Source organism: Odoribacter splanchnicus DSM 20712 (assembly GCF_000190535.1).
Lineage (GTDB): Bacteria > Bacteroidota > Bacteroidia > Bacteroidales > Marinifilaceae > Odoribacter > Odoribacter splanchnicus.
This window is the reverse complement of sequence record NC_015160.1, coordinates 2,320,009-2,340,088: the sequence shown is the minus strand read 5'-3', so window position 1 is coordinate 2,340,088 and position 20,080 is coordinate 2,320,009. Positions and strand designations below refer to the sequence as shown.

General features: G+C 41.2%; 20 protein-coding genes. 12 read left to right on the top strand and 8 right to left on the bottom strand.

The features are described 5' to 3' along the window. Positions 1-101 precede the first annotated feature (101 nt). Entirely contained in the window at positions 102-665 is a 564-nt protein-coding gene (locus tag ODOSP_RS18800; RefSeq protein ID WP_013612160.1) for a hypothetical protein, read from the top strand. Between the two features lie 159 nt (positions 666-824). Then, entirely contained in the window at positions 825-1,379 is a 555-nt protein-coding gene (locus tag ODOSP_RS09785; protein ID WP_013612159.1) for a cob(I)yrinic acid a,c-diamide adenosyltransferase, read from the top strand. Between the two features lie 4 nt (positions 1,380-1,383). On the opposite strand, the gene ODOSP_RS09780 is transcribed toward ODOSP_RS09785, so the two are convergent. From ODOSP_RS09780 to pruA, 3 genes are all read right to left on the bottom strand, one after another. Beyond that, complete coding sequence (locus ODOSP_RS09780; protein WP_013612158.1) at positions 1,384-2,742, bottom strand: DUF389 domain-containing protein; 1,359 nt, start codon at positions 2,740-2,742, stop codon at positions 1,384-1,386. 22 nt (positions 2,743-2,764) lie between these two features. Next, complete coding sequence (locus ODOSP_RS09775; protein WP_013612157.1) at positions 2,765-4,264, bottom strand: lipopolysaccharide biosynthesis protein; 1,500 nt, start codon at positions 4,262-4,264, stop codon at positions 2,765-2,767. A gap of 298 nt (positions 4,265-4,562) precedes the next feature. Then, positions 4,563-6,194: an L-glutamate gamma-semialdehyde dehydrogenase gene (pruA, locus tag ODOSP_RS09770; RefSeq protein ID WP_013612156.1), complete on the bottom strand. Its 1,632-nt coding sequence runs from the start codon at positions 6,192-6,194 to the stop codon at positions 4,563-4,565. 141 nt (positions 6,195-6,335) lie between these two features. Between pruA and abc-f the strand changes: the two genes are divergently transcribed. From abc-f to ODOSP_RS09745, 5 genes are all read left to right on the top strand, one after another. Beyond that, complete coding sequence (abc-f, locus tag ODOSP_RS09765; protein ID WP_041557306.1) at positions 6,336-8,279, top strand: ribosomal protection-like ABC-F family protein; 1,944 nt, start codon at positions 6,336-6,338, stop codon at positions 8,277-8,279. Positions 8,280-8,361: 82 nt separating this feature from the next. Further along, positions 8,362-9,105: a 23S rRNA (guanosine(2251)-2'-O)-methyltransferase RlmB gene (rlmB, locus tag ODOSP_RS09760; protein WP_013612154.1), complete on the top strand. Its 744-nt coding sequence runs from the start codon at positions 8,362-8,364 to the stop codon at positions 9,103-9,105. A 454-nt stretch (positions 9,106-9,559) separates the two neighbouring features. After that, positions 9,560-9,964 (top strand): hypothetical protein, encoded by a 405-nt coding sequence (locus ODOSP_RS09755; RefSeq protein WP_013612153.1) that lies wholly within the window; start codon positions 9,560-9,562, stop codon positions 9,962-9,964. Beyond that, positions 9,916-11,265: a DUF3440 domain-containing protein gene (locus ODOSP_RS09750; RefSeq protein WP_013612152.1), complete on the top strand. Its 1,350-nt coding sequence runs from the start codon at positions 9,916-9,918 to the stop codon at positions 11,263-11,265. The genes ODOSP_RS09755 and ODOSP_RS09750 overlap by 49 nt, the downstream gene beginning before the upstream one ends. Then, the gene (locus ODOSP_RS09745) at positions 11,237-11,749 is read left to right on the top strand and encodes an IbrB-like domain-containing protein (protein WP_013612151.1); all 513 of its coding nucleotides are present in this window, start codon (positions 11,237-11,239) and stop codon (positions 11,747-11,749) included. The genes ODOSP_RS09750 and ODOSP_RS09745 overlap by 29 nt, the downstream gene beginning before the upstream one ends. Before the next feature lie 96 nt (positions 11,750-11,845). On the opposite strand, the gene ODOSP_RS09740 is transcribed toward ODOSP_RS09745, so the two are convergent. Beyond that, on the bottom strand, positions 11,846-12,868 hold the full coding sequence (locus ODOSP_RS09740) for a YeiH family protein (RefSeq protein ID WP_041556655.1): 1,023 nt from the start codon (positions 12,866-12,868) through the stop codon (positions 11,846-11,848). 231 nt (positions 12,869-13,099) lie between these two features. Then, the gene (locus ODOSP_RS09735) at positions 13,100-13,642 is read right to left on the bottom strand and encodes a DUF3332 domain-containing protein (protein ID WP_013612149.1); all 543 of its coding nucleotides are present in this window, start codon (positions 13,640-13,642) and stop codon (positions 13,100-13,102) included. A gap of 152 nt (positions 13,643-13,794) precedes the next feature. Here ODOSP_RS09735 and ODOSP_RS09730 point away from each other — a divergent pair, with 152 nt between their 5' ends. The 4 genes from ODOSP_RS09730 to ODOSP_RS09715 all read left to right on the top strand — a co-directional run bounded on the left by ODOSP_RS09730 (position 13,795) and on the right by ODOSP_RS09715 (position 16,500). Continuing rightward, entirely contained in the window at positions 13,795-14,484 is a 690-nt protein-coding gene (locus ODOSP_RS09730) for a MotA/TolQ/ExbB proton channel family protein (protein ID WP_041556653.1), read from the top strand. 10 nt (positions 14,485-14,494) lie between these two features. Next, positions 14,495-14,887 (top strand): ExbD/TolR family protein, encoded by a 393-nt coding sequence (locus ODOSP_RS09725; RefSeq protein ID WP_013612147.1) that lies wholly within the window; start codon positions 14,495-14,497, stop codon positions 14,885-14,887. A 271-nt stretch (positions 14,888-15,158) separates the two neighbouring features. Then, complete coding sequence (locus ODOSP_RS09720) at positions 15,159-15,824, top strand: DUF4136 domain-containing protein (RefSeq protein WP_013612146.1); 666 nt, start codon at positions 15,159-15,161, stop codon at positions 15,822-15,824. Between the two features lie 58 nt (positions 15,825-15,882). Beyond that, positions 15,883-16,500, top strand: a complete 618-nt coding sequence (locus ODOSP_RS09715) for an outer membrane beta-barrel protein (RefSeq protein WP_013612145.1) — start codon at positions 15,883-15,885, stop codon at positions 16,498-16,500. Positions 16,501-16,591: 91 nt separating this feature from the next. Here the strand turns inward: ODOSP_RS09715 and ODOSP_RS09710 are convergent, their stop codons facing one another. From ODOSP_RS09710 to ODOSP_RS20415, 3 genes are all read right to left on the bottom strand, one after another. Then, positions 16,592-18,166, bottom strand: a complete 1,575-nt coding sequence (locus ODOSP_RS09710; RefSeq protein WP_013612144.1) for a TIR domain-containing protein — start codon at positions 18,164-18,166, stop codon at positions 16,592-16,594. A gap of 121 nt (positions 18,167-18,287) precedes the next feature. Next, positions 18,288-18,701, bottom strand: coding sequence for a LysR substrate-binding domain-containing protein (locus tag ODOSP_RS20420; protein ID WP_262496258.1), 414 nt, complete (start codon positions 18,699-18,701; stop codon positions 18,288-18,290). Between the two features lie 32 nt (positions 18,702-18,733). Beyond that, a complete protein-coding gene (locus ODOSP_RS20415) occupies positions 18,734-19,171 on the bottom strand; it encodes a LysR family transcriptional regulator (protein WP_262496239.1) in 438 nt (145 codons plus the stop codon). A 293-nt stretch (positions 19,172-19,464) separates the two neighbouring features. Between ODOSP_RS20415 and ODOSP_RS09700 the strand changes: the two genes are divergently transcribed. Beyond that, positions 19,465-20,070 carry an ATP synthase subunit E gene (locus ODOSP_RS09700; RefSeq protein ID WP_013612143.1) on the top strand — a complete coding sequence of 202 codons (606 nt, stop codon included), beginning with the start codon at positions 19,465-19,467 and terminating at the stop codon, positions 20,068-20,070. Positions 20,071-20,080: the final 10 nt, after the last annotated feature.

The window sequence follows — 20,080 nt, the reverse complement described above, 5'->3', positions numbered from 1 at the left end:
AACGTTTTTCATGAGCCTAAAAATGAAATTGGAAAAAATGCACTACTTTTGTCTGATCAGATTTTATTCAAATCTTTGAAACGACTGTAATTCATAGAAAAATGGGCTATCTGAAAGAGCGGATAAAACATGCTGTCCGGTTTAGACATAAACGGGGATATGGAGTGCATTCCCCTTTTATGTTTAATTTAATTTTAAATGTTATCCGGGATCGGGAGAAACAATTTCAATATCCCGAGAGGTTGGAGAGAGAAAATTGTTTGAATCATCGGGAGAGAAAAATTTTCCGCTTATTATCCCGTTTGGTACGTTCGCTTCGGGTACATCGGATGATTTGCCTGGGAAAAAATGCCGATATCCTTTGTCGGTATTTGCAGGAAGTTTGTGATGTCGAGATTAGTGTTAATCAATTGGATACATTGCAATCTGCCGATTTCATTTATATCGGTCGGCAGTTTCCACTGGATGAAACGACTTTTGCCGGAATGTTGCAAAATCACCCGCAGAAATGTATCGTTATTGCCGATATTCACAAGAAGGGAATACATGCCCGTCTGTGGCACCAATGGCTTGAAAAAGCAACTGTATCGGTAGATATGATGTGGTATGGGATTTTATTTTTTGACGATAAGATCCAGGAGGGGAGGTATTGTTTGATGATATAGAGGGATAACGGATAAAACAGTGACGGCGGATAAGACGTAAAAAGAAGAGGGGGATGGATAATGGTTTGATTTAAAGTTAGATATTATGAGGCACTACTAAATTTTGAAGAACTGAGAATTTGGCAGGTAACCAGAGAGAGATAACTAAAGAAAATTGTCATGAAAATTTATACAAAAACCGGTGATAAAGGAATGACTTCCCTGATTGGAGGAAAGAGAGTACCGAAGAATAGTGCACGTTTGGAATCTTATGGTACGATCGATGAATTGAATAGTTTTTTAGGCATGATCCGTTCTTTTCCTTTGGAGCAGGTGATTGCAGAAGAATTGGTGGAGATTCAGTCCCGCTTGTTCGATGTGGGAGGGAATTTGGCCACTGATCCTGAGGCGTCGGCCAATCTGAAGGTGCCTATTGGTGTGACGGAAGAAGATATTGCATTACTGGAAAATGGCATCGACCGGATGGATGCCGAAGTTCCTCCGATGAAATACTTCGTGTTGCCGGGTGGTAATCAGTGTGTTTCGTTTTGTCACATGGCGCGGACGATCTGCCGGCGTGCAGAACGGCGGATACTGGATCTGGCCGCAGAGACTGAGGTAGACGGGTCGGTGATGAAGTATGTGAACCGATTATCGGACTATTTATTTATCCTGGCACGTAAAATAGCATACGATTCGGGATGTGAAGAGATGAAATGGGTGCCGCGGAAATAAGCTGTTACTGATTTTCCGTAACGATTTCCAGCTTCCCGACATTTAGCCGGGTAGTAAGCCAGGCGTGTAATTGCTGCTTTTCTTCTGGCGTCAGCCTTTGTGTGTAGGATAGAATCGCTACTGTCAGGGTGTCGGATTGTGAAGTTGCAATCCGATTCCTGATCATTTTCGATAAGCCGATCGTTTCCACCTTGGGAAATAGAATTTTGATCTCGGGGGTAATTTTCAGGCCCAGGGAATCGTAATTGGAATAACTGTTCAATTGAGCCCGCAGGCGGATGATTTCGTTCTCTTGCCGTAATACTTTATTTTGATTGTGCTTGTAAAAATCCTGTAGGATCATGTTATCCAGCTCATCTTTTTGTCCTTTTTCTTTTTCCTGTGTCAGTCCCTGGAGAACCGATAGACGAGTACCTTCCAGTTTGTATTGGGATAGTTTTTGACGTAATATCGCCAGGTAGTCTTCGGGCACTTCCTTACCGATCAAGGTGACGGAAATACTGTCTTGCAGGATGTGCTTATTGACTACGAAAGTATTCGGAAAATTGATTTCATTGGTGATAAAACGGTTGGCGTTTGTTTCGAAGATATTGGTTTTGATCATGTTGTAAGTGATGTAGATACTGGGTACCATAGTCACAAAAATGATGGTGTAAACGATCTGCTGTACTTTCTTGCCCCGTACGGGATCTACAAAAGTCTTTTTAGAAAAATGCATGAGTTTGACTCCCAGCGTGGTGGCGAAGGCGATAAAGACAGAGTTGATCATATAGAGGTAAAAAGCTCCGAAAAAATAAGTCAGGTTACCACTGGCGATACCGAATCCCGCAGTACAGAGGGGAGGCATCAAAGCGGTAGCGATGGCTACACCGGGGATCACATTTCCTTTCAGACGCGTGCTTGAAGCGACGATGCCGGCCAGTCCGCCGAAGAAAGCAATAAGCACATCGTAGATGGTAGGAGTGGTCCGGGCTAATAGCTCGGAACGGGCTTCGTTGAGTGGAGAGATCAGGAAATAAAGGGTGGAAGTCAGGATACCGAAAATAGTGGCGATAGCCAGATTCCGGAAAGAGGTTTTGATCAATTCAAAGTCGTTGATTCCGACCCCTAAGCCGATACCCATGATCGGTCCCATTAAAGGGGAGATCAACATGGCACCGATGATCACTGCCGTGGAATTTACATTGAGTCCCAGGGAAGCGATAAAGATGGCAAAAATCAATACCCAAAGGTTACTGCCTTTGAAATTGATTCCTTTACGGATATTGTCGATGGTCTCCGCCTCATTTTCCCTTTCGTTCGAAGAGTCCAGAATGCCTTTCAGATAATTCCGGAATTGTTCCAATACATCAATAAAAGCCATTATAAATGAAAAATAGAAGTGATTACTTTTGTTTTTTAGAAATCAGTTTGTTGAGATAGGGAATCTGATTCAACGGCAGGTCGTGCCTGATCAGATAAATCAGATAGATAAATAACAGGATGGTCCGGAACCCCAAACGCAGCAACATGTTTTCGATAGGGACACTGACGGCAATGCCATATAGCACCAAAGCCAAAAACAAATATTTTCCGATGGATTTCAGATCGTAATGGATGGGATAATATTTTTGCCCCACCAGCCAGGAAAGAAACATCATCACAAAATAACAGGCAAAAGCAGCCCAGGCACATGCGATATAACCGAATTTCGGTACGAACAGAACGTTGAGGACCACGATAATGACCAGACCGATCAAAGAAAAATATACCCCCCACTGGGTACGGTCCGTGAGTTTGTACCACAGCGAAAGATTGAAAAATATACCTGAAAACAATTCTGCCAACATAATAATCGGTACTACTCTTAAACCGACAAAATAACGGGGATCGATGAAATACCGGATAATGTCCAGGTAGAACATAACTCCTAGAAAAATGAGTAAATCTACGATGACAAAGTATTTCATCGCCATGGCATAAGTTGTACGTTTATCTTCTCCTTTGGTTTTGGCAAAAATAAAAGGTTCGTATGCATAACGGAAGGCTTGGGTGAACATGATCATGACTACTGCGATTTTGACGTTGGCTCCGTATATTCCCAATTGATCGGCAGCAACCTGGGGGTCGGACAATAGATAAGGATATAGGATTTTATCCAGATTTTGGTTCATGATACCTGCTAATCCCAGAATCAATAGCGGGAAAGAGTAATGCAGGATTTCTTTTAACAACCGCCAGTCGAAATGCCAGCGTATCCTGAATATTTCAGGAGTCAGCAACAACAACAATACGAAGGAAGCGATCACATTGGAAACCAAAATATACCCCGCTCCATAATCAGGCCGGTAAAACCAGGAGATCAAGTCGGGATGATTTTTATAAATGACCGGACAAACTACCAGAAAAAATAAATTGAAAATGATAGTGAGTGCGATATTCAATAATTTCAGGAAAGCAAAACGGAGGGGACGTAAGCGGTAACGCAAATAGGCAAAGGGAAGGGCACTGAAAACATCCAGGGCGATGATTATGGCGATCATCCCGATGTAATCTTGGTGCTGCCCGTATTGTAATGCTCCCGATATGGGGGATAAGAAGCTGAAAACCAAGATCAGAAACAGACAGGTCGTGATCCCGAGCGAAGTCATACAAGTGGAGTATACGGTTTGGGGATCTCCTTTAGAAGAGTCGTTGGCATACCGGAAAAAACCGGTTTCCAGACCGTAAGTCAGAAGTACGAGCATGGTACCGATCCAGGCATACAAGTAAACGACAATCCCGTATTCGGCCGGGACAAGCAAGTAGGTATACAAAGGAGTCAGACACCAGTTTAAAAATTTCCCGATGATGCTGCTCATACCATAAATGGCCGTGTCCTTGGCTAAACTTTTTATTCCTGCCATGATAAGTTGGTTAAGATAAACGAACAAAGATAGGGTTAAAAAGGTAAAAGGTGAAAGGTAAAAGGTAAAAAAAAGCGGGAAGGCTGAAAAAGCCAAAGGTGGGAAGCTAAAGGCTAAGGGCAAGGAGGTAAGGGGGGAGGTTAAGAGCGAGAGGTTAAGGTAGGAAAGAGAAAAGCTAAGAGACAGGAAGGCTAAGAAATAAAGGTAAAAAATAATGGGGTTGAAGTAAACCGATAAAGTTAGGCGATAAAAAAAGCTAAAGGTAGGGGATGGGCCTAGCCTTTAGCTTATAGCCTTTTTAGCTTTCCAAAAAATTCGGATACATGTAGTTGGTTGCGGGGATGAAGGTTTCTTTGATACATTGTGGAGATACCCATCTCAGCAGGTTGAACACGGATCCGGCTTTATCGTTGGTTCCGGAAGCCCGGCCGCCGCCGAAAGGTTGCTGGTCGACGACAGCTCCGGTAGGTTTGTCGTTGATGTAGAAATTGCCGGCTGTATGTGTCAGGCGTTCGGTCAATTTTTCGATGTTAGCTCTGTCGTTGGAGAAAATAGCTCCGGTCAAGGCATAAGCTGAACCGGCATCCAGCAGGTCGAGCGTTTCCTCTATTTGATCGGGTTCGTATACGTAGATCGTCAATACCGGACCGAACAATTCTTCGCGCATCGTAATATAGTCCGGTTTCTTGGCTTGGATAACAGTCGGGTAAATAAAGTAGCCTTTGGATTTATCGTATTTGCCTCCCAGGATCACTTCGGCATCGGGCGAAGCTTGCGCATCATCGATTGCTTTGGCCAGTTTGTCGAAAGAAGCTTCATCTATCACAGCATTGACGAAGTTACTGAAATCTTCGACTCCTCCGGTTTTGATTTTATTCAAATCTGCCTGCATCAAAGCTTTTACTTCCGGCCAGATGTTGGAAGGAATGTAAGCGCGTGAAGCGGCAGAACATTTTTGTCCCTGATATTCAAAGGCTCCCCGGATTAAAGCTGTCGCTACCGGTAGTGCTTTAGCTGTCGGGTCGGCAAAAACATAATCTTTACCTCCGGTTTCACCGACGATACGTGGATAAGAACGATATTTACCGATGTTTTTAACGATAGTAGCCCAGATGTCATTGAATACTCCGGTAGAACCGGTGAAATGAATACCGGCAAAGTCCTTATTGCTGAATATTACGTCTGAAGCTGTCGGGCCTGAACAGTATACCAAGTTGATCACACCGTCGGGCAGACCGGCTTCCTGTAATATTTTCATGACGATATAAGCTGAATAGACTGCAGTTTTCGAAGGTTTCCATACACAAACATTTCCCATTAAAGCAGGAGCTCCCGGCAAATTACCGGCAATAGAAGTGAAATTGAACGGAGTCAGGGCAAATACGAAACCTTCTAACGGGCGCCATACCGTACGATCCCAGATGCCTGCCGACGAGTTGGGTTGCATATGATAAAGATCGTACATATTTTTAACATTGAAACGATAGAAATCAGCCAATTCACAAACACAGTCGATCTCTGCCTGAAAAGCATTCTTGGATTGTCCCAACATCGTCACGGCATTTAAAATCTGACGGTAAGGACCGGCAATCAGCTCTGCCGCTTTCAGAAAAATAGCAGCCCGGCTTTCCCAGTTCATCTTTTCCCAAGCCGGTTTTGCTTTCATTGCAGCGTCGATAGCTAATTGTACATGGGAGGCATCTCCTTGGTGATAATGCCCTAATAAATGCTGGTGATCATGAGGCGGACGAATGTCGGCCAGTTTATCGGTCCGGATTTCTTTGCCACCGATGATCATCGGGATGTCGACTACCTGATTATGGATCTCGTTTAATTTTTCTTTTAATGCTGCGCGTTCGGGAGATCCCGGAGCATAACTTTTTATCGGTTCATTGGTAATGTTTGGTAATTTGTAAACTCCTTTAGGCATAGTGAATTAGTTTTATTGGTTGTAAGAAAAATCTTTTAAGTTGGTCAAAAATAAGAAAGTTTTTGCGTAAAAAACATGACAAAAAACAGGTTTGGGGATTTTTTTCACCCTATCTTTGCGGTGGACTTAGTTTATGATTTTATGATTTCAGTTAATAATGTAAGTGTTGTATTCGGAGGATTCTATTTATTGGATTCTGTTTCATTTCTGATCAATAAGAAAGACCGGATCGGTTTGACGGGAAGGAATGGAGCAGGGAAATCGACGACACTGAAGATGTTAGCAGGTTTACAAATGCCGTCTGAAGGGAATATTTCGATGGCTTCGGATATAAAGATCGGATATTTACCCCAGACCAAAGTATATACGGATGGAAATACCGTCCGCAAAGAGGCTGAAAAGGCTTTTGCCGATTTGTTTGCCTTGAAGGATGAAGTGGAGCGATTGAATCTGGAGTTGGCTGGGAGGGAAGATTATGAGTCGGAAGCTTACATGAAACTTTTGGATAAGATTCATGAGAAAACGGAATTGTTGGCGATACGGGGGGAGAATAATATCGACCGTGAGGTAGAGGTTGTCTTGAAGGGCCTGGGGTTTAAACCGGAAGACCTCGACCGTAATTGTGAGGAATTTAGTGGGGGATGGCGTATGCGTATCGAATTGGCTAAAATATTATTGGCACGTCCTGATATTTTTTTACTCGATGAGCCGACCAATCATTTGGATATAGAATCTATTTCCTGGCTGGAATCTTTTTTGCAGACTTATTCCGGGGCTGTAGTCCTGGTGTCGCATGACCGTGCTTTTTTGGATAATGTGACCACCCGGACGCTTGAGATTTCTTTGGGGAAAGTGTATGATTATAAAGTGGCTTATTCTCAGTTCGAGCAATTGCATAAAGAACGGATCGAACAGCAGATGCGGGCTTATCAAAACCAGCAGAAGCAGATTAAGGATACAGAAGATTTTATAGAGCGTTTCCGGTATAAGGCGACAAAATCCGTTCAGGTGCAATCGCGGATCAAACAGTTGGAAAAATTGGAGCGGATAGAGGTCGAGGAAGAAGATATGGCCCGTATTACAGTGCGGTTCCAGCCGGCTGTCCGGTCGGGAGAAATTGTCCTGACGGGTAAGGAGTTGACGAAAGCTTATGGTGATCATGTGGTATTGAAAGGTATTCAGTTGGATATCAAGCGGGGAGAAAAAATAGCTTTTGTCGGTAAGAATGGAGAAGGTAAATCTACCCTGGTCAAGATGATCATGAACGAGATTCCTTTCGAGGGAGAATTGAAGATCGGACATCATGTCAATATCGGATATTTTGCTCAGAATCAGGCTGATTTGTTGGATCCTGAAGTTTCTGTCCTGGATACGGTCGATCGGGTAGCCGAAGGGGAGATCCGTAAGAAAATCCGGGATATTTTGGGAGCCTTTTTGTTTTCCGGAGAGGAGGTTGACAAAAAAGTAAAAGTATTGTCGGGAGGAGAACGTACTCGTTTGGCGATGGTACGTTTATTACTGGAGCCCTATAATCTTTTGATTCTCGATGAGCCGACGAATCACCTGGATATGCGGACAAAGGATATTTTGAAGGAAGCGCTCAGAAAGTTCGAAGGTACAGTGATTGTCGTATCTCATGACCGTGATTTCCTGACCGGTTTAGCGGATAAAGTATATGAGTTCGCTAACCAGCATATCAAGGAATATTTAGGAGGGATAACCGACTTTCTGGCAGCCAAGAAGATTGCTTGTTTCCGGGAATATGAACAATTGCATAAACCCAAAGGCAATGGAATTTCTAATGATGAAGCCGAGCGGGAAGTGAGTGAGAATAAACTGTCTTTTGAAGAAAGAAAACAGTTGAATAAGGAAATCCGTAAGGCTGAACAACGGGTAGAGAGGGCCGAACAACGGGTCACGGAACTGGAAAGTGAAGTGGCTGCTTTAGAAAAACAGATGGCTGCGGGAGTGGTGAACGATGAGTTGTTGAAAAAATACGGAGAGACACAAAAAGAACTGGAAGAAGCGATGACAGAATGGGAGAAAGCGACGGAGGAAGAGGAAGAGGTGAAAAGTAAAAGGTAAAAAGCTGGAGGCTAAAAGCTAAAGGTTATGAATATAGAGGGAGAGAAGAAGGTTATTAAAAATATAAAATAAAAGGCGGGATATGGCAAAATATAAACAGGAATGTATATTCGGGATCCGGGCTGTGATTGAAGCGATTCAGCAGGAAAAGGAGATAGATAAGGTAATGTTGAAACAGGGCGTACGAGGCGAGTTGTTTCAGCAGTTGTTCAGTTTGATCCGGGAACGGAATATTCCTTTCCAGTATGTGCCGGAAGATGTTTTTAAGCCTTTCGCCGATCGGAATCATCAGGGGGTACTGGCTGAAATATCACCTGTTCCCTATCAGGATCTGACAGAAGTGTTGGATGGCGTCGAAGCGGCGGGACGGGTACCTTTTGTATTGATCCTGGACCGGGTAACCGATGTCCGTAATTTCGGAGCGATTGTCCGGAGTGCAGAATGTGCCGGAGTGGATGTGGTGATCATTCCCAATAAAAATTCGGCTAAAATTTCTTCAGATGCTTTGAAGACCTCTGCCGGTGCTTTATATCATGTGCCGGTGTGCCGGGTATTGAATTTAAAGAGAGTGGTCCGCGAATTGAAATTCCAACGGGGCATTCGGGTATATGCTGCTACCGAGAAAGCAGAAAAGTTTTATACTGGTGCAGACCTGACTTTGCCTACAGCAATTATTATGGGATCGGAAGATAAGGGGATCGATGAGGAGTTGATCAATATTGCGACCGATTGTATTAAAATCCCACAAAAAGGTCAGATCGAATCCCTGAATGTTTCCGCTGCAGCAGCAGTGTTGCTTTTTGAAGTGGTACGTCAGAGAGGATAGAAAATATTTTTTGTAGTTACAGAGATTGCAAAAGGAAGGAAATTCAACCCTGCCTCTGTGATTTCTGTAATTAAAAAAGGATTATTTTGTGGTTTGGAATGCTTCTTTCATTGTTTTGGGAATAGTATATGTTGTTGAAATGATTATTTTTCCGGCTATATAAGCAAATCGGTATAAAAAGATTGTCACCTACAGGACGAGTACTCCTTGAAATCCTATCGGATCATTACTTCCTCTATACACTACAATTCAAATTTTATCAATAGTACTTCTCATTTTTTTTGAAATTGTACTGCTATTTTATAATTTTGTGAAAAATCGGTTTTGCTGGTTTAATATAAATTTTACTCGGTATTGATCCTGAAAAATTAATATCGAATCTTGTAAAGCGTAATCATGGTGATAGAGCTGGAGTTTTAGTGGTGTTATTTATCGTAACGATAAATTTTAATTTATGGAAATAGAAAAATTAGGAGGTACGACGGAGCGTTTATATCGTCTTGTTGCACCTTTGGTTATGAAACCTTGTATTCTCCGGGAAAATAATAATTATCCATTTAAAACCTCTATGCATCATATTTGGTTTATAGCTATCGAGGAAGAGCGTGTTGTTGGTTTTATGCCGGTAGAAATAAAAGACAAATATGCTGTAATCAATAATTATTACATCGATAAAGACGATCCGGACCTATTGGCAGCTTTATTGCGGGAGGTCATTCGTCATTATGCCGGACAATATAAATTGCAATCTGTTACTCACTCTCGCCATTTATCTGTGTTTGCAGCGAATGGCTTTTCTATAATCAGGCCATGGAAATTATATGCAAAAATGGAACACCGACAACAAGAAACCCTCTGAATGTATATGAACAGGCACAAATACGATTAGAAAAAATATTCGGACATTTCGATAATATATATGTGTCTTTCTCAGGTGGTAAGGATAGTGGTGTATTATTACAATTATGTACCGATTATATCCGGAAACATTGTCCGGGGCGTAAAATCGGTGTTTTTCATTTAGATTATGAAATACAATACGGAGAAACGATTCGTTATGTAGATGAAGTTTTGGCGTCGAATAGCGATATTTTCGAAGTATATCGGGTATGTGTACCTTTCAAGGTATCGACCTGTACTTCCATGTTTCAAAAGTTTTGGCGTCCCTGGGATGAAGAAAAGAAAGATTGTTGGGTGAGATCCATACCTGAGGGGGCTTATACACGTAAGGATTTTCCTTTTTTTTCCAGACGGATGTGGGACTATGATTTTCAGCGTAATTTTGCCCGTTGGTTACATCGGTACAAAAAAGCCAAACGGACTTGTTGCCTGGTGGGAATCCGAACCCAGGAAAGTCTGAATCGCTGGCGTGTCCTGAATGGGAGAGACGCTTATCGTTTCAAAGGATTGAAATGGGTGAGAAGGTTGGATACCGGTGTTTACAATGCTTATCCGATATACGATTGGTTGACGAGGGATATATGGATTGCCAATGGAAAATTTAATTGGGCTTATAACCATCTTTACGATCTTTATTATCAGGCAGGAGTGCCTTTGGAAAAGCAAAGGGTAGCCAGTCCATTCATATCGGAAGCCCGGGAAAGCCTGAATCTATACCGGGCTATTGATCCTGATATGTGGGGACGTATGATCAATCGGGTGAATGGAATCAATTTTACTGCGATTTACAGTACCACTACGGCAGTCGGATACCGACAAAAAATTACTTTGCCGGAAGGGTATACCTGGGCCAGCTATATGCAATTTTTATTGGGTACACTTCCTGAAAATATACGACAGAATTACTTGAGCAAATTGAAGGTCAGTATAAAATTCTGGAGAGAAAAAGGAGGGTGTCTGGCCGAGTCTACGATCGAGAAATTACGGCGTGCCGGGGTGCCGATTACAGTAGGAGAAAAAAGCAATTACAGGACGAACAAAAGGCCTGTACGAATGGAATATCTGGATGATATCGAGCTATCCGAATTTAAAGAATTGCCGACGTATAAAAGATTCTGTCTTTGTATTTTAAAGAATGACCATATTTGTAAATACATGGGTTTTTCTGCCTCGAAAGTAGAGCAGGAAAGGCGTGAGCAAATCATGAAGAAATATTATAAGTTATTTTGTAATGAAAGAGTATCAAAGCCCGGTATATAAGATCATCGCAGTACCTGTAGAAAAGGTGGTCGCCAATAATTATAATCCCAATGTTGTCGCACCTCCTGAAATGAAACTATTGGAATTATCCATTTGGGAGGATGGCTATACTATGCCCTGTGTATGTTATTATCTTCCCGATAAAGACCAGTATGAACTGGTCGACGGTTATCACCGTTACCTGGTTTTAAAAAAATCTGCCCGGATATATGAACGGGAGAAAGGATTGTTGCCCGTCGCCGTCATTGAAAAAGATATCTCGAACCGGATGGTATCTACGATCCGGCATAACCGGGCCCGAGGAACTCATAATGTAGAGTTGATGAGCCATATTGTTGCCGAATTAACTAAAGCCGGTATGTCGGATCAATGGATATTGAAGAATATCGGTATGGATAAAGATGAACTATTGCGTTTGAAACAGGTGTCCGGCTTGGCTGAACTGTTTGCAAATAAAGATTTCAGTATTTCCGATGAATTGTAAAAATAAGGATGTATAAAACAAATACCCGACTTTACCATTTCGTAAAATCGGGTATTTTTATGTAGTACCGGTTCACAGGCGAGGAGTGATCACCTTTTACACGAAATAGGGGGTGATATAACGAACCAGCAAATAGCCGCCTGCCAATAACCAAATGTATAAAAAAGAGGCTAATAGGAATGGTTTGACACCTGCTTTTTTAAATTTTTCGATACTGGTTTCGGCACCGAGGGCAGTCATGGCCATGGTCAATAGAAATGTGTCGAAATCGTTGATAAAGCTGATTGCCGGTTGAGGTAGCAGATCGAATGAATTGAAACCGATGACTGCTAAAAAACCTAAGGCAAACCAGGGAATCGTTATTTTCGATTTTCCGCCTTCGGCCGGTTGGTGCTGATTTATTTTTTGTACACTGGCTCTGGCAACGAAATAGCCGATCACTAATAAAGCAGGTACCAGCATAATAACACGGATCATCTTAACGATAATGCCGACATCGGAAATCTCTTTACCCATGGCATTTCCTGCACCTACGACGTGCGCCACTTCGTGTAGAGTCGAACCGGTATAGATCCCCATCTGATCCGGTGTCAGGTCGACAATCCCATTCCGGTAAAGTACCGGATACAAAAACATGGAAATCGTACCGAAAATCACCACGGTTGAAATGGCGACAGCGGTTTGGTAAGGTTTGCTTTTAATGGTCGATTCGGCTCCTAAGATAGCAGCGGCTCCGCAGATAGCACTACCGACCGAAGTGAGTAAAGTAATCTCTTTTTCCATTTTCATCCATTTCCCGATCAGTACACCGCCACAAATGGTCACCGTTACGACGATGATATCGATCAGGATGGCGGGTAAGCCGACTGCCATCACGTCCTGGAAAGTCAATTTGAAACCATACAATATGATACCTAATCGCAGAATTTGCTTCGAACAGAACAGGATACCGGGTACCCAGGTTTCCGGTAAACGATTCCGCAGACTGTTGGCATACAGCATACCTAAAATGATACCTACAATCAAAGGACTGAAAGATAGACTTTTTACAAAAGACAAATCGCTGATGTAAAAGGCTGCACAGGAAAACAAGGCTATTAACAAAATTCCATGAAGCATATTGCCTCTCTTTTCACTTAATTTCATTACTCTAAATTAAATTATCGATTTTATTTGCTGCAAAAGAACGAATTATTTCCGGATCTGACAGAATCGAAATAGTTATAAGGTATAACTATTTATTATAAAATACCGGCACAGGATAAATGAAGTGGTGTTAGACCGATAAAATGGCGGGCATAAAAAAATGGCCTGCAAGGAGGCCATTTTTATAAATTATTTCAGAGCTTCTTAACGAGCTGCCATGACTTCTGATTCGACTGTATTCACGGAATTTTCATCGAATACCAGTACTTTGTCGTTCGGAAGATAGGTATATACTTTTTTACCTTTCAATTTCACTACCTGAACTTTTTCGTTTCCGTTCATCTGGTACCAGGTACTTTCTTCCGGGAAATATCGGAAATCCACTTTCACATCGGTATCTTTCAAAGCAACTGTCATATTATTTTTTGATTTGATCACTTTGTACATTTTGCCTTCGTGCATGAATTCAGACTCGTCGATCTGACCGTCTTTCATGGTGATCGGGTTCTGGCCACCCCAGAATTCAATAGAGTTGAAAATCAATACATCCCCCAAAGTACACAATCCATAAGCAGGTAAGATACATAATCCCAAGAATACCAATTCATTGACGAATTTCTTGTTAGAAACATTACCGTTCCACTGATGTAATTTTGTGGTCAGACGGAAAGGTCCATAACAACCCGATAGAATTCCTGTAGAACCGATTAAAGCAATAATGATTGCTCTTGTTACAAATTTTTTCATAGCTTTTTATTTTATTAAAAATCATGCTCGAGGGACACCACATCCCTCATTGTTTAAATGATAGGACAAAGATAATAAGATTCATTAAAATTGCATCTATTTTCCATTTTTTAGTCCAAAACCATTATCTTCGCGTCGAAAAATCTGAAACGATGAATAATTTGATAATACTGGCAGCGACGGCTGTCCCGCAGGCTGCTGAGCCTGAATTGAGTTTGTGGAGTATGATCGTCAAGGGAGGATGGTTGATGATACCGATTTTCATCCTGTCTATTATTGCGGTTTATATTTTTTGTGAAAGATATATGTTACTCCGTAAGTATACACGAATCAGCGATACTTTCCCGGATAAAATCAGGGATTGTATTTTTGCCGGCAATATTCGTGGAGCGGTAACGGTATGTAATGAGGAAAATACGCCGATGTCGCGTATGTTGGTTAAGGGGCTTCTTCATTATCGTCTGCCGGTTACTGAATTGAGAGCTATTGTGGAAAGTGCCGCAAATCTTGAAGTAGCCGGAATGGAAAAAGGATTATCCACTCTGGCAACCTGTGCCGGAATGGCACCGATGATCGGGTTTCTGGGGACTGTCGTCGGTATGGTACAAGCCTTTTACGATATGGCTATGGCTGGAAACAATATCAATATTACCCTGTTGTCCAGAGGTATCTATACGGCGATGATTACTACAGTCGCCGGTTTAATCGTCGGCATTATAGCTTATTTTGCCTACAATGCCCTTACAGCCAAAATCGATCATATTGTCACTAAAATGGAGACGGCCAGTGCTGATTTTATGGAGGTCATTTATGAGGTGAAAAACGAGAAGGAGAATAAATAAAGCGATATCTATGGCAATTAAAAGATCCAGAAAAGCAAATCCTAATTTCAATATGTCGTCCATGACCGACATTGTATTTTTATTGCTGATCTTTTTTATGGTCACTTCCACCTTGATTAATCCCAATGCTTTAAAATTATTACTGCCCAAAAGCACACATCAAACCTCCAATCGTCCGGCTGTGGTGGTCTCTATCGATAAGAACCTGAATTTTTATCTCAATACGAAAGTCACTCCTTTTTCCCGGCTAGAAGGGAAGATTGTCGAGCTATTGAAAAATAGCGACGATCCTTGTATTTCTATTGAAGCCGAAAAATCGGTTCCTATCGAACAAGTAGTCAGAGTGATGAATATTGCTAAAACTTATGGCTACAAGTCTATTCTGGCTACCGAACCGGAATAAATATTTCCTAAAAAATCTTATCCTTTTGAAATAGTAAGTTCCGATTCGGACTTTTAAATAGATGATAAAGCTTGAAACTGCCGGATTATAGCCGTTTTAAGCTCTTTTTGTATCCCTTTTTAACAAAATGGGGCTTTTCTCTTCCAATTTTTAAATCCTAAAACTATTTTAAAAAGCCAACGTATAACCCGGTACAATAATGAAAATTATTGTTACCAATACCACGCGGTAATTGATAGAGAACATTTGTTAAACTAAAAACAAACTAAGTATGAAACGTTTATTAATTTTATTGCTCACCGGTTTGTTTGCGCAGCTGGTAGTTTCATGTTACCCGGAAGGCGCAGATAACATTGAAGACTATGATGTTGCCATTACAAACTACGACAAAGGTGCTGATTTCAGTGCTTTCACCACCTTTTCGATTCCTGACACGGTCGTTTATTTTGCGAATGACAATAGTGCCGGCAAACCTTCACATGAATTTGATGATGCTGTCATCAAAGCTGTGACCGATAATTTCGTAGCTATGGGATACGAAAAAGTAGCTGATCCGACAGCAACTACTCCTGCCGAAGATTTACCCAGCTTTATCGTGACCGTATCTGCTTTTTCTAATGTCAACTATGCTTATTTCGTCGACAACTGGTACAACAACTGGAATTGGTACTGGGGTGGCTGGTGGGGTGGTCCTTTCAATCCTTACTATCCTTGGTATCCGGTTAGTGTTTACTCTTACAGAACAGGTTCTGTGGTGGTGGAAATGGTTTCTACGGCTAAACGGAATGACGATAAAGTAAATGTTGTTTGGACGGGTATCGCAGACGGTTTGCTTCAGGGATCCAATTCTTTCGTTCTGAATCGTGTAGAATCACAAATCGATCAGTGCTTTATCCAGTCGCCTTATTTGAAGAAAGCCACGACTCCGAACAAATGATAACGGAGGGACCGCTATCTATAACAGAAATATATCGATTTATAAAAATACATGAATTATGAAAAAACTATTAATAATTGCCATATGCCTTTTCGGCCTGAGCCCTTTCCTGAAAGCTCAGATGCTTAATCTTAACTATCAGATTAGTCTGCCGATGAACCAGGTAAAAGATTTTACGGATAAAGCTAGTTTCCGCGGATTCGATATCGAATATCACCAGTTTTTAGGAGATCAATTCTCTATCGGTGCAGCTATTGGCTGGGATGTCTTTTACAAAGATAAAAAACACACTCCCGGAAATTTCAGATTCAATGGAAATAGTAATGTATATACGATTACCGGGAATCAGTATCGTTATATCAATACGGTGCCTATGTTAGCTATCGGCCGTTATTATTTTACAGATAATACGACGGCTGTCAGACCTTTTGTCGGCTTGGGTATCGGTACCAGCTGGACCGAGAGACGACTGGAAGTAGGACAGTTTGCTTCTACGATCTCCCGCTGGCAGTTTGCATTGGCTCCGGAGGTAGGGATGTATATCCCGATTAACGACCAGTTTGCTTTCAATGTGGGAGCCCGGTATAATTACGGTACCAAAGCTGCTCACGGAAGAGTACCTGAAATCCAGACTTTCAGCTTTAACTTCGGTGTGATCTTGATGGGGATGGACTAAAACTCAAATAACCCTGTGACAGAGATGATCTTCAAAGTCGGACTACCGGCTTTGAAGAGTCTCTGTTTTTTCTTTCCTGTTAGTGCCGGATTTATTTTATATCTAAATTTTCTATTTCCTTCAAATCATTAGCAATTGCTTTTTTTATCGAGTCTTCTTTTATAAACTCTGCTACCTTTTGTTCATTATGTTCGTATGAAATGGCCAGTACATTATTTTTGACTCCTTTACAACTCATACTGGAAGGTAAACTATAATCATCGTTATAAGCTGCGACTGTAATATTACTTCCATCGCTGCGGCTGATAGATTTTATCTGACAAGGTATTATTCCTGTAGGAGAAAGAAAGAGATATGAAAATATACCGTATTCCCAGGCTTTGCTTAACGAATGATAATCTTCGAGCTTTAGGTTTACAATATGTCCCTGTTGTGAAGAACGGGAGGGGACTAAAAAGTTACCGGCGTTTGTGTAGACCGTTGTCTGGGGAGACTTCAATTCGGTATTATTGAGATAAGAACGGGCAAGTTTATTGCCATCTTCGTCGACGATATTGAATTCATAAGTTTTTATCTGTTCAAAACCGGTGTAATTTATTTTTATTGTCTGTTCAAAATTATTTTTCTCATCAATTATACTTGAAAACACTTGCAATGTATTCGGGTTCCTTTTTGAATTAAAAAAAACAATTTCGAATACTCTTTCCCCACTGCTTAATTGCGTTTCATGCTCTATCTTATATTCAAAAGCGATTTGAGGGGTAAAAAGATGAAAATGTGATTTTTTAACATCCGCAGACTCTATTGTGGTATCACGTCCCGAGATGGGTTTGCCTTGTGCTATCACCCATTGATAAGCGGCGGTTGCTACAGCAAATTCTTTTGCTCCCCGGGCAGGCAGGCTTGCAGGAGCGATTCCGATGAATTTTTGTGTCGGGGCGAACATCCAATCCGGTAATTTTACACTTGTAACCGGCTGTACATCCTGCGATTTTTTTGTGTTTTGCTCCGGGGTGGCTGGATCTTTTTTCTCTTTTCCCGAAGTCAAAGGAGTTGCGGGGCTATCCGGTGATTCGGTTTTAAGGGTATCCGATTTATTTATCGTGTTATTTTTTGAGAGGATACACTGTTTCCCGGAAACCTCTTGCAGGTACCACCAAATCCCTCCGGCACATAAAATAAGAGCTGATAGGATCAAAATTGTTTTTAAAGAAAAGAAGCGGGATTTACGGGTCTCTAAAAAATCGGTTTTTAGTTTTTTGTAAAATTCGTCGAAGTAATATTGATTATATTGAGGTCCGTTTTTCTTTGCTACATCTTTGATATCTGCCGGAAGATTTTCTGGAAAACCCTCGAACCCTTCGAGCAGGATGGGGATGATATTTTTCTGTTTTTTCAAAGCGTAAGCTAACTCTATTCGTAACCAGTCTTGTCGTGGATTAAAGGCCGGATCGAGTGTTCTGGCGAAAGCCCCTTTGCTCAGTATTAAAATGAAATCGGAACACTGGTCGATACGTTTCAGAAGTGCCTGATCGAAATCTCCGTTCCGAAGGGTATCCAAATCGAAGCTCACCCGATAGCCGTCTTTAGAAAATAAATCATAGAGGTGTTTCGCTGTTTCGTATCCCCCTTTACGTCTGTAACTGATAAAAATATCGTATTTCATGATCCGATCTTAAAGATTTACCACATCAGAATTTCTATTCAAAAATGCAAATAAAATTATTTCCGTCAAAATTAATTATATCTACATCGGTACGCTTTGTTTTATTCCTGGGGTATGTTTACTAAAATTTTTGCCGGAGAGAGAATTCGATGAATTGTTTGGCATAGGGATCGGGTTCACCTTGCCGGTGAATGATATAAAACATCCGGTTGATATTCAGTTCGTCGATATCGATGATTTTTAATTTCCCGGCGGCCACTTCTTCGCGGATACTATAAATCGAAAGCAGAGCAAAACAGTTTGAATGAAGTAAATAATGTTTGATTCCTTCCGTACTACCTAAAACGAGCTGACAATTTAGTGTGTTTATGGCTATTCCGGCCTGTGCGAGCTGATTGCGGATGACGTGGTAGGTACCGGAACCCTGTTCACGCAAAACGAATGGGAGTTGGGGGAATTGTTCCGGAGAAATGTGTTCCGGGATTTTTGTTTCTGCTCCGGTGACCAATACAATCTCATCCCGGAGAAAAGGTATATAATGGAGGTCCGGTTGTGTCGGGGTACCCTCTATAAAAGCGACATGAGATTACCTGTTACAATTTCCTGTTCGATCTGTGCCGTATTTCCGCTCATCAAAGAAATAGCCATTTGCGGTGAGGCATTTTTGAATCGGACCAACGTCTCCGGAAGGACATATTGGGATAAAGTGGTACTGGCTCCAATGTGAAGTGTGCCTGTAAAAGTATGTTTCATTTTATCGATTCTGAAATTTATTTCCCGTTCCTTCCGAACTAAAATTTCAATTTCCGAGTACAGATACTGTCCGGCTTCGGTGAGTTGCATCCGACCTTTTATCCGGTTGAAGAGGGTAATACCCAGTTCTTTTTCCAATTCTTTTATATTTTTAGAAATTGCTGGCTGGGATAGTAATAACTCTTCAGCTACTTTTGTGGTGTTGGGAGTTTGAGCCAGATGATAAAAAACTTTGTATTTGTGATCGAGCATAGGAATAAAAATTAATAGAAAGCAAAATAATAGAAATTAATTCTTTAAAACAAAGGAATCCGGAACGACGTAAAAATTGATTTAAAATTTAGAGTAAAATAGGAAGAAAAGTGGTAATCGTTAATTTAAATCGTTTTAATTCGAATGATTTGTTTGTTATTAAATGTAAAAACATTAATTTGGAGCCATCAAATTTGAAAATTGGCATAAGGCTTGTGTTATTGATAAAATGATTGTTAAGTCGGTGAAATACTTGTACTTAGAAAGAATGTCCGAAACTAAAAATGAGATATATGGAAAACAAATTAGATGTCTTAACTAAAAAGCTGTATGAAGAGGGGGTCGATAAGGCGAATCAGGAAGCTGAAAAAATAATCGCTCAAGCAAAGGAAAAAGCAGCAAAATTGATTGCAGAGGCTGAGGAACAGGCAAAGGGAATAAAAGCCGGAGCAGCAACCGAAGTCGAAAATATGAAAAAAAAGGCTGAATCAGAGATGACTTTGAGCGCACGTCAGGCGATTACTGCTTTGAAACAGTCGATCACTTCCCTGATATCCGGTGAAGTGGCAGGAAATATCGCTAAGGCAGGTTTTAAAGACGAAGCATTCGTGCAGGAAATGATTGTCGCTATTCTGAAAAAATGGGACGTAGCTTCCGGAAACCTGAACCTGGAATTGATTTTGTCTGAGGAAGAGAAAGAAAAATTCCAACAGTTTGTGGCGACCAAATACAAAGAATTGTTGGATAAAGGCCTTGAAATAAAAGTAGGAGATCATACGGATGCTTTCGTCATACAACCGAAGGACGGAGGATATCAGGTTGCTTTTTCCGAGAAGTTGTTCGAGACTTTCTTCAATCAGTATATGAGAAGCTTTACCAAGAGCTTGCTCTATAAATAATTTACGATTT

Bases quoted from the DNA above. Each gene is read 5' to 3' on its own strand.
- ODOSP_RS18800 (WP_013612160.1), top strand. From the start codon at position 102: ATGGGCTATCTGAAAGAGCGGATAAAACATGCTGTCCGGTTTAGACAT.
- ODOSP_RS09785 (WP_013612159.1), top strand. From the start codon at position 825: ATGAAAATTTATACAAAAACCGGTGATAAAGGAATGACTTCCCTGATT.
- ODOSP_RS09780 (WP_013612158.1), bottom strand. From the start codon at position 2,742: ATGGCTTTTATTGATGTATTGGAACAATTCCGGAATTATCTGAAAGGC.
- ODOSP_RS09775 (WP_013612157.1), bottom strand. From the start codon at position 4,264: ATGGCAGGAATAAAAAGTTTAGCCAAGGACACGGCCATTTATGGTATG.
- pruA (WP_013612156.1), bottom strand. From the start codon at position 6,194: ATGCCTAAAGGAGTTTACAAATTACCAAACATTACCAATGAACCGATA.
- abc-f (WP_041557306.1), top strand. From the start codon at position 6,336: ATGATTTCAGTTAATAATGTAAGTGTTGTATTCGGAGGATTCTATTTA.
- rlmB (WP_013612154.1), top strand. From the start codon at position 8,362: ATGGCAAAATATAAACAGGAATGTATATTCGGGATCCGGGCTGTGATT.
- ODOSP_RS09755 (WP_013612153.1), top strand. From the start codon at position 9,560: ATGGAAATAGAAAAATTAGGAGGTACGACGGAGCGTTTATATCGTCTT.
- ODOSP_RS09750 (WP_013612152.1), top strand. From the start codon at position 9,916: ATGGAAATTATATGCAAAAATGGAACACCGACAACAAGAAACCCTCTG.
- ODOSP_RS09745 (WP_013612151.1), top strand. From the start codon at position 11,237: ATGAAAGAGTATCAAAGCCCGGTATATAAGATCATCGCAGTACCTGTA.
- ODOSP_RS09740 (WP_041556655.1), bottom strand. From the start codon at position 12,868: ATGCTTCATGGAATTTTGTTAATAGCCTTGTTTTCCTGTGCAGCCTTT.
- ODOSP_RS09735 (WP_013612149.1), bottom strand. From the start codon at position 13,642: ATGAAAAAATTTGTAACAAGAGCAATCATTATTGCTTTAATCGGTTCT.
- ODOSP_RS09730 (WP_041556653.1), top strand. From the start codon at position 13,795: ATGAATAATTTGATAATACTGGCAGCGACGGCTGTCCCGCAGGCTGCT.
- ODOSP_RS09725 (WP_013612147.1), top strand. From the start codon at position 14,495: ATGGCAATTAAAAGATCCAGAAAAGCAAATCCTAATTTCAATATGTCG.
- ODOSP_RS09720 (WP_013612146.1), top strand. From the start codon at position 15,159: ATGAAACGTTTATTAATTTTATTGCTCACCGGTTTGTTTGCGCAGCTG.
- ODOSP_RS09715 (WP_013612145.1), top strand. From the start codon at position 15,883: ATGAAAAAACTATTAATAATTGCCATATGCCTTTTCGGCCTGAGCCCT.
- ODOSP_RS09710 (WP_013612144.1), bottom strand. From the start codon at position 18,166: ATGAAATACGATATTTTTATCAGTTACAGACGTAAAGGGGGATACGAA.
- ODOSP_RS20415 (WP_262496239.1), bottom strand. From the start codon at position 19,171: ATGCTCGATCACAAATACAAAGTTTTTTATCATCTGGCTCAAACTCCC.
- ODOSP_RS09700 (WP_013612143.1), top strand. From the start codon at position 19,465: ATGGAAAACAAATTAGATGTCTTAACTAAAAAGCTGTATGAAGAGGGG.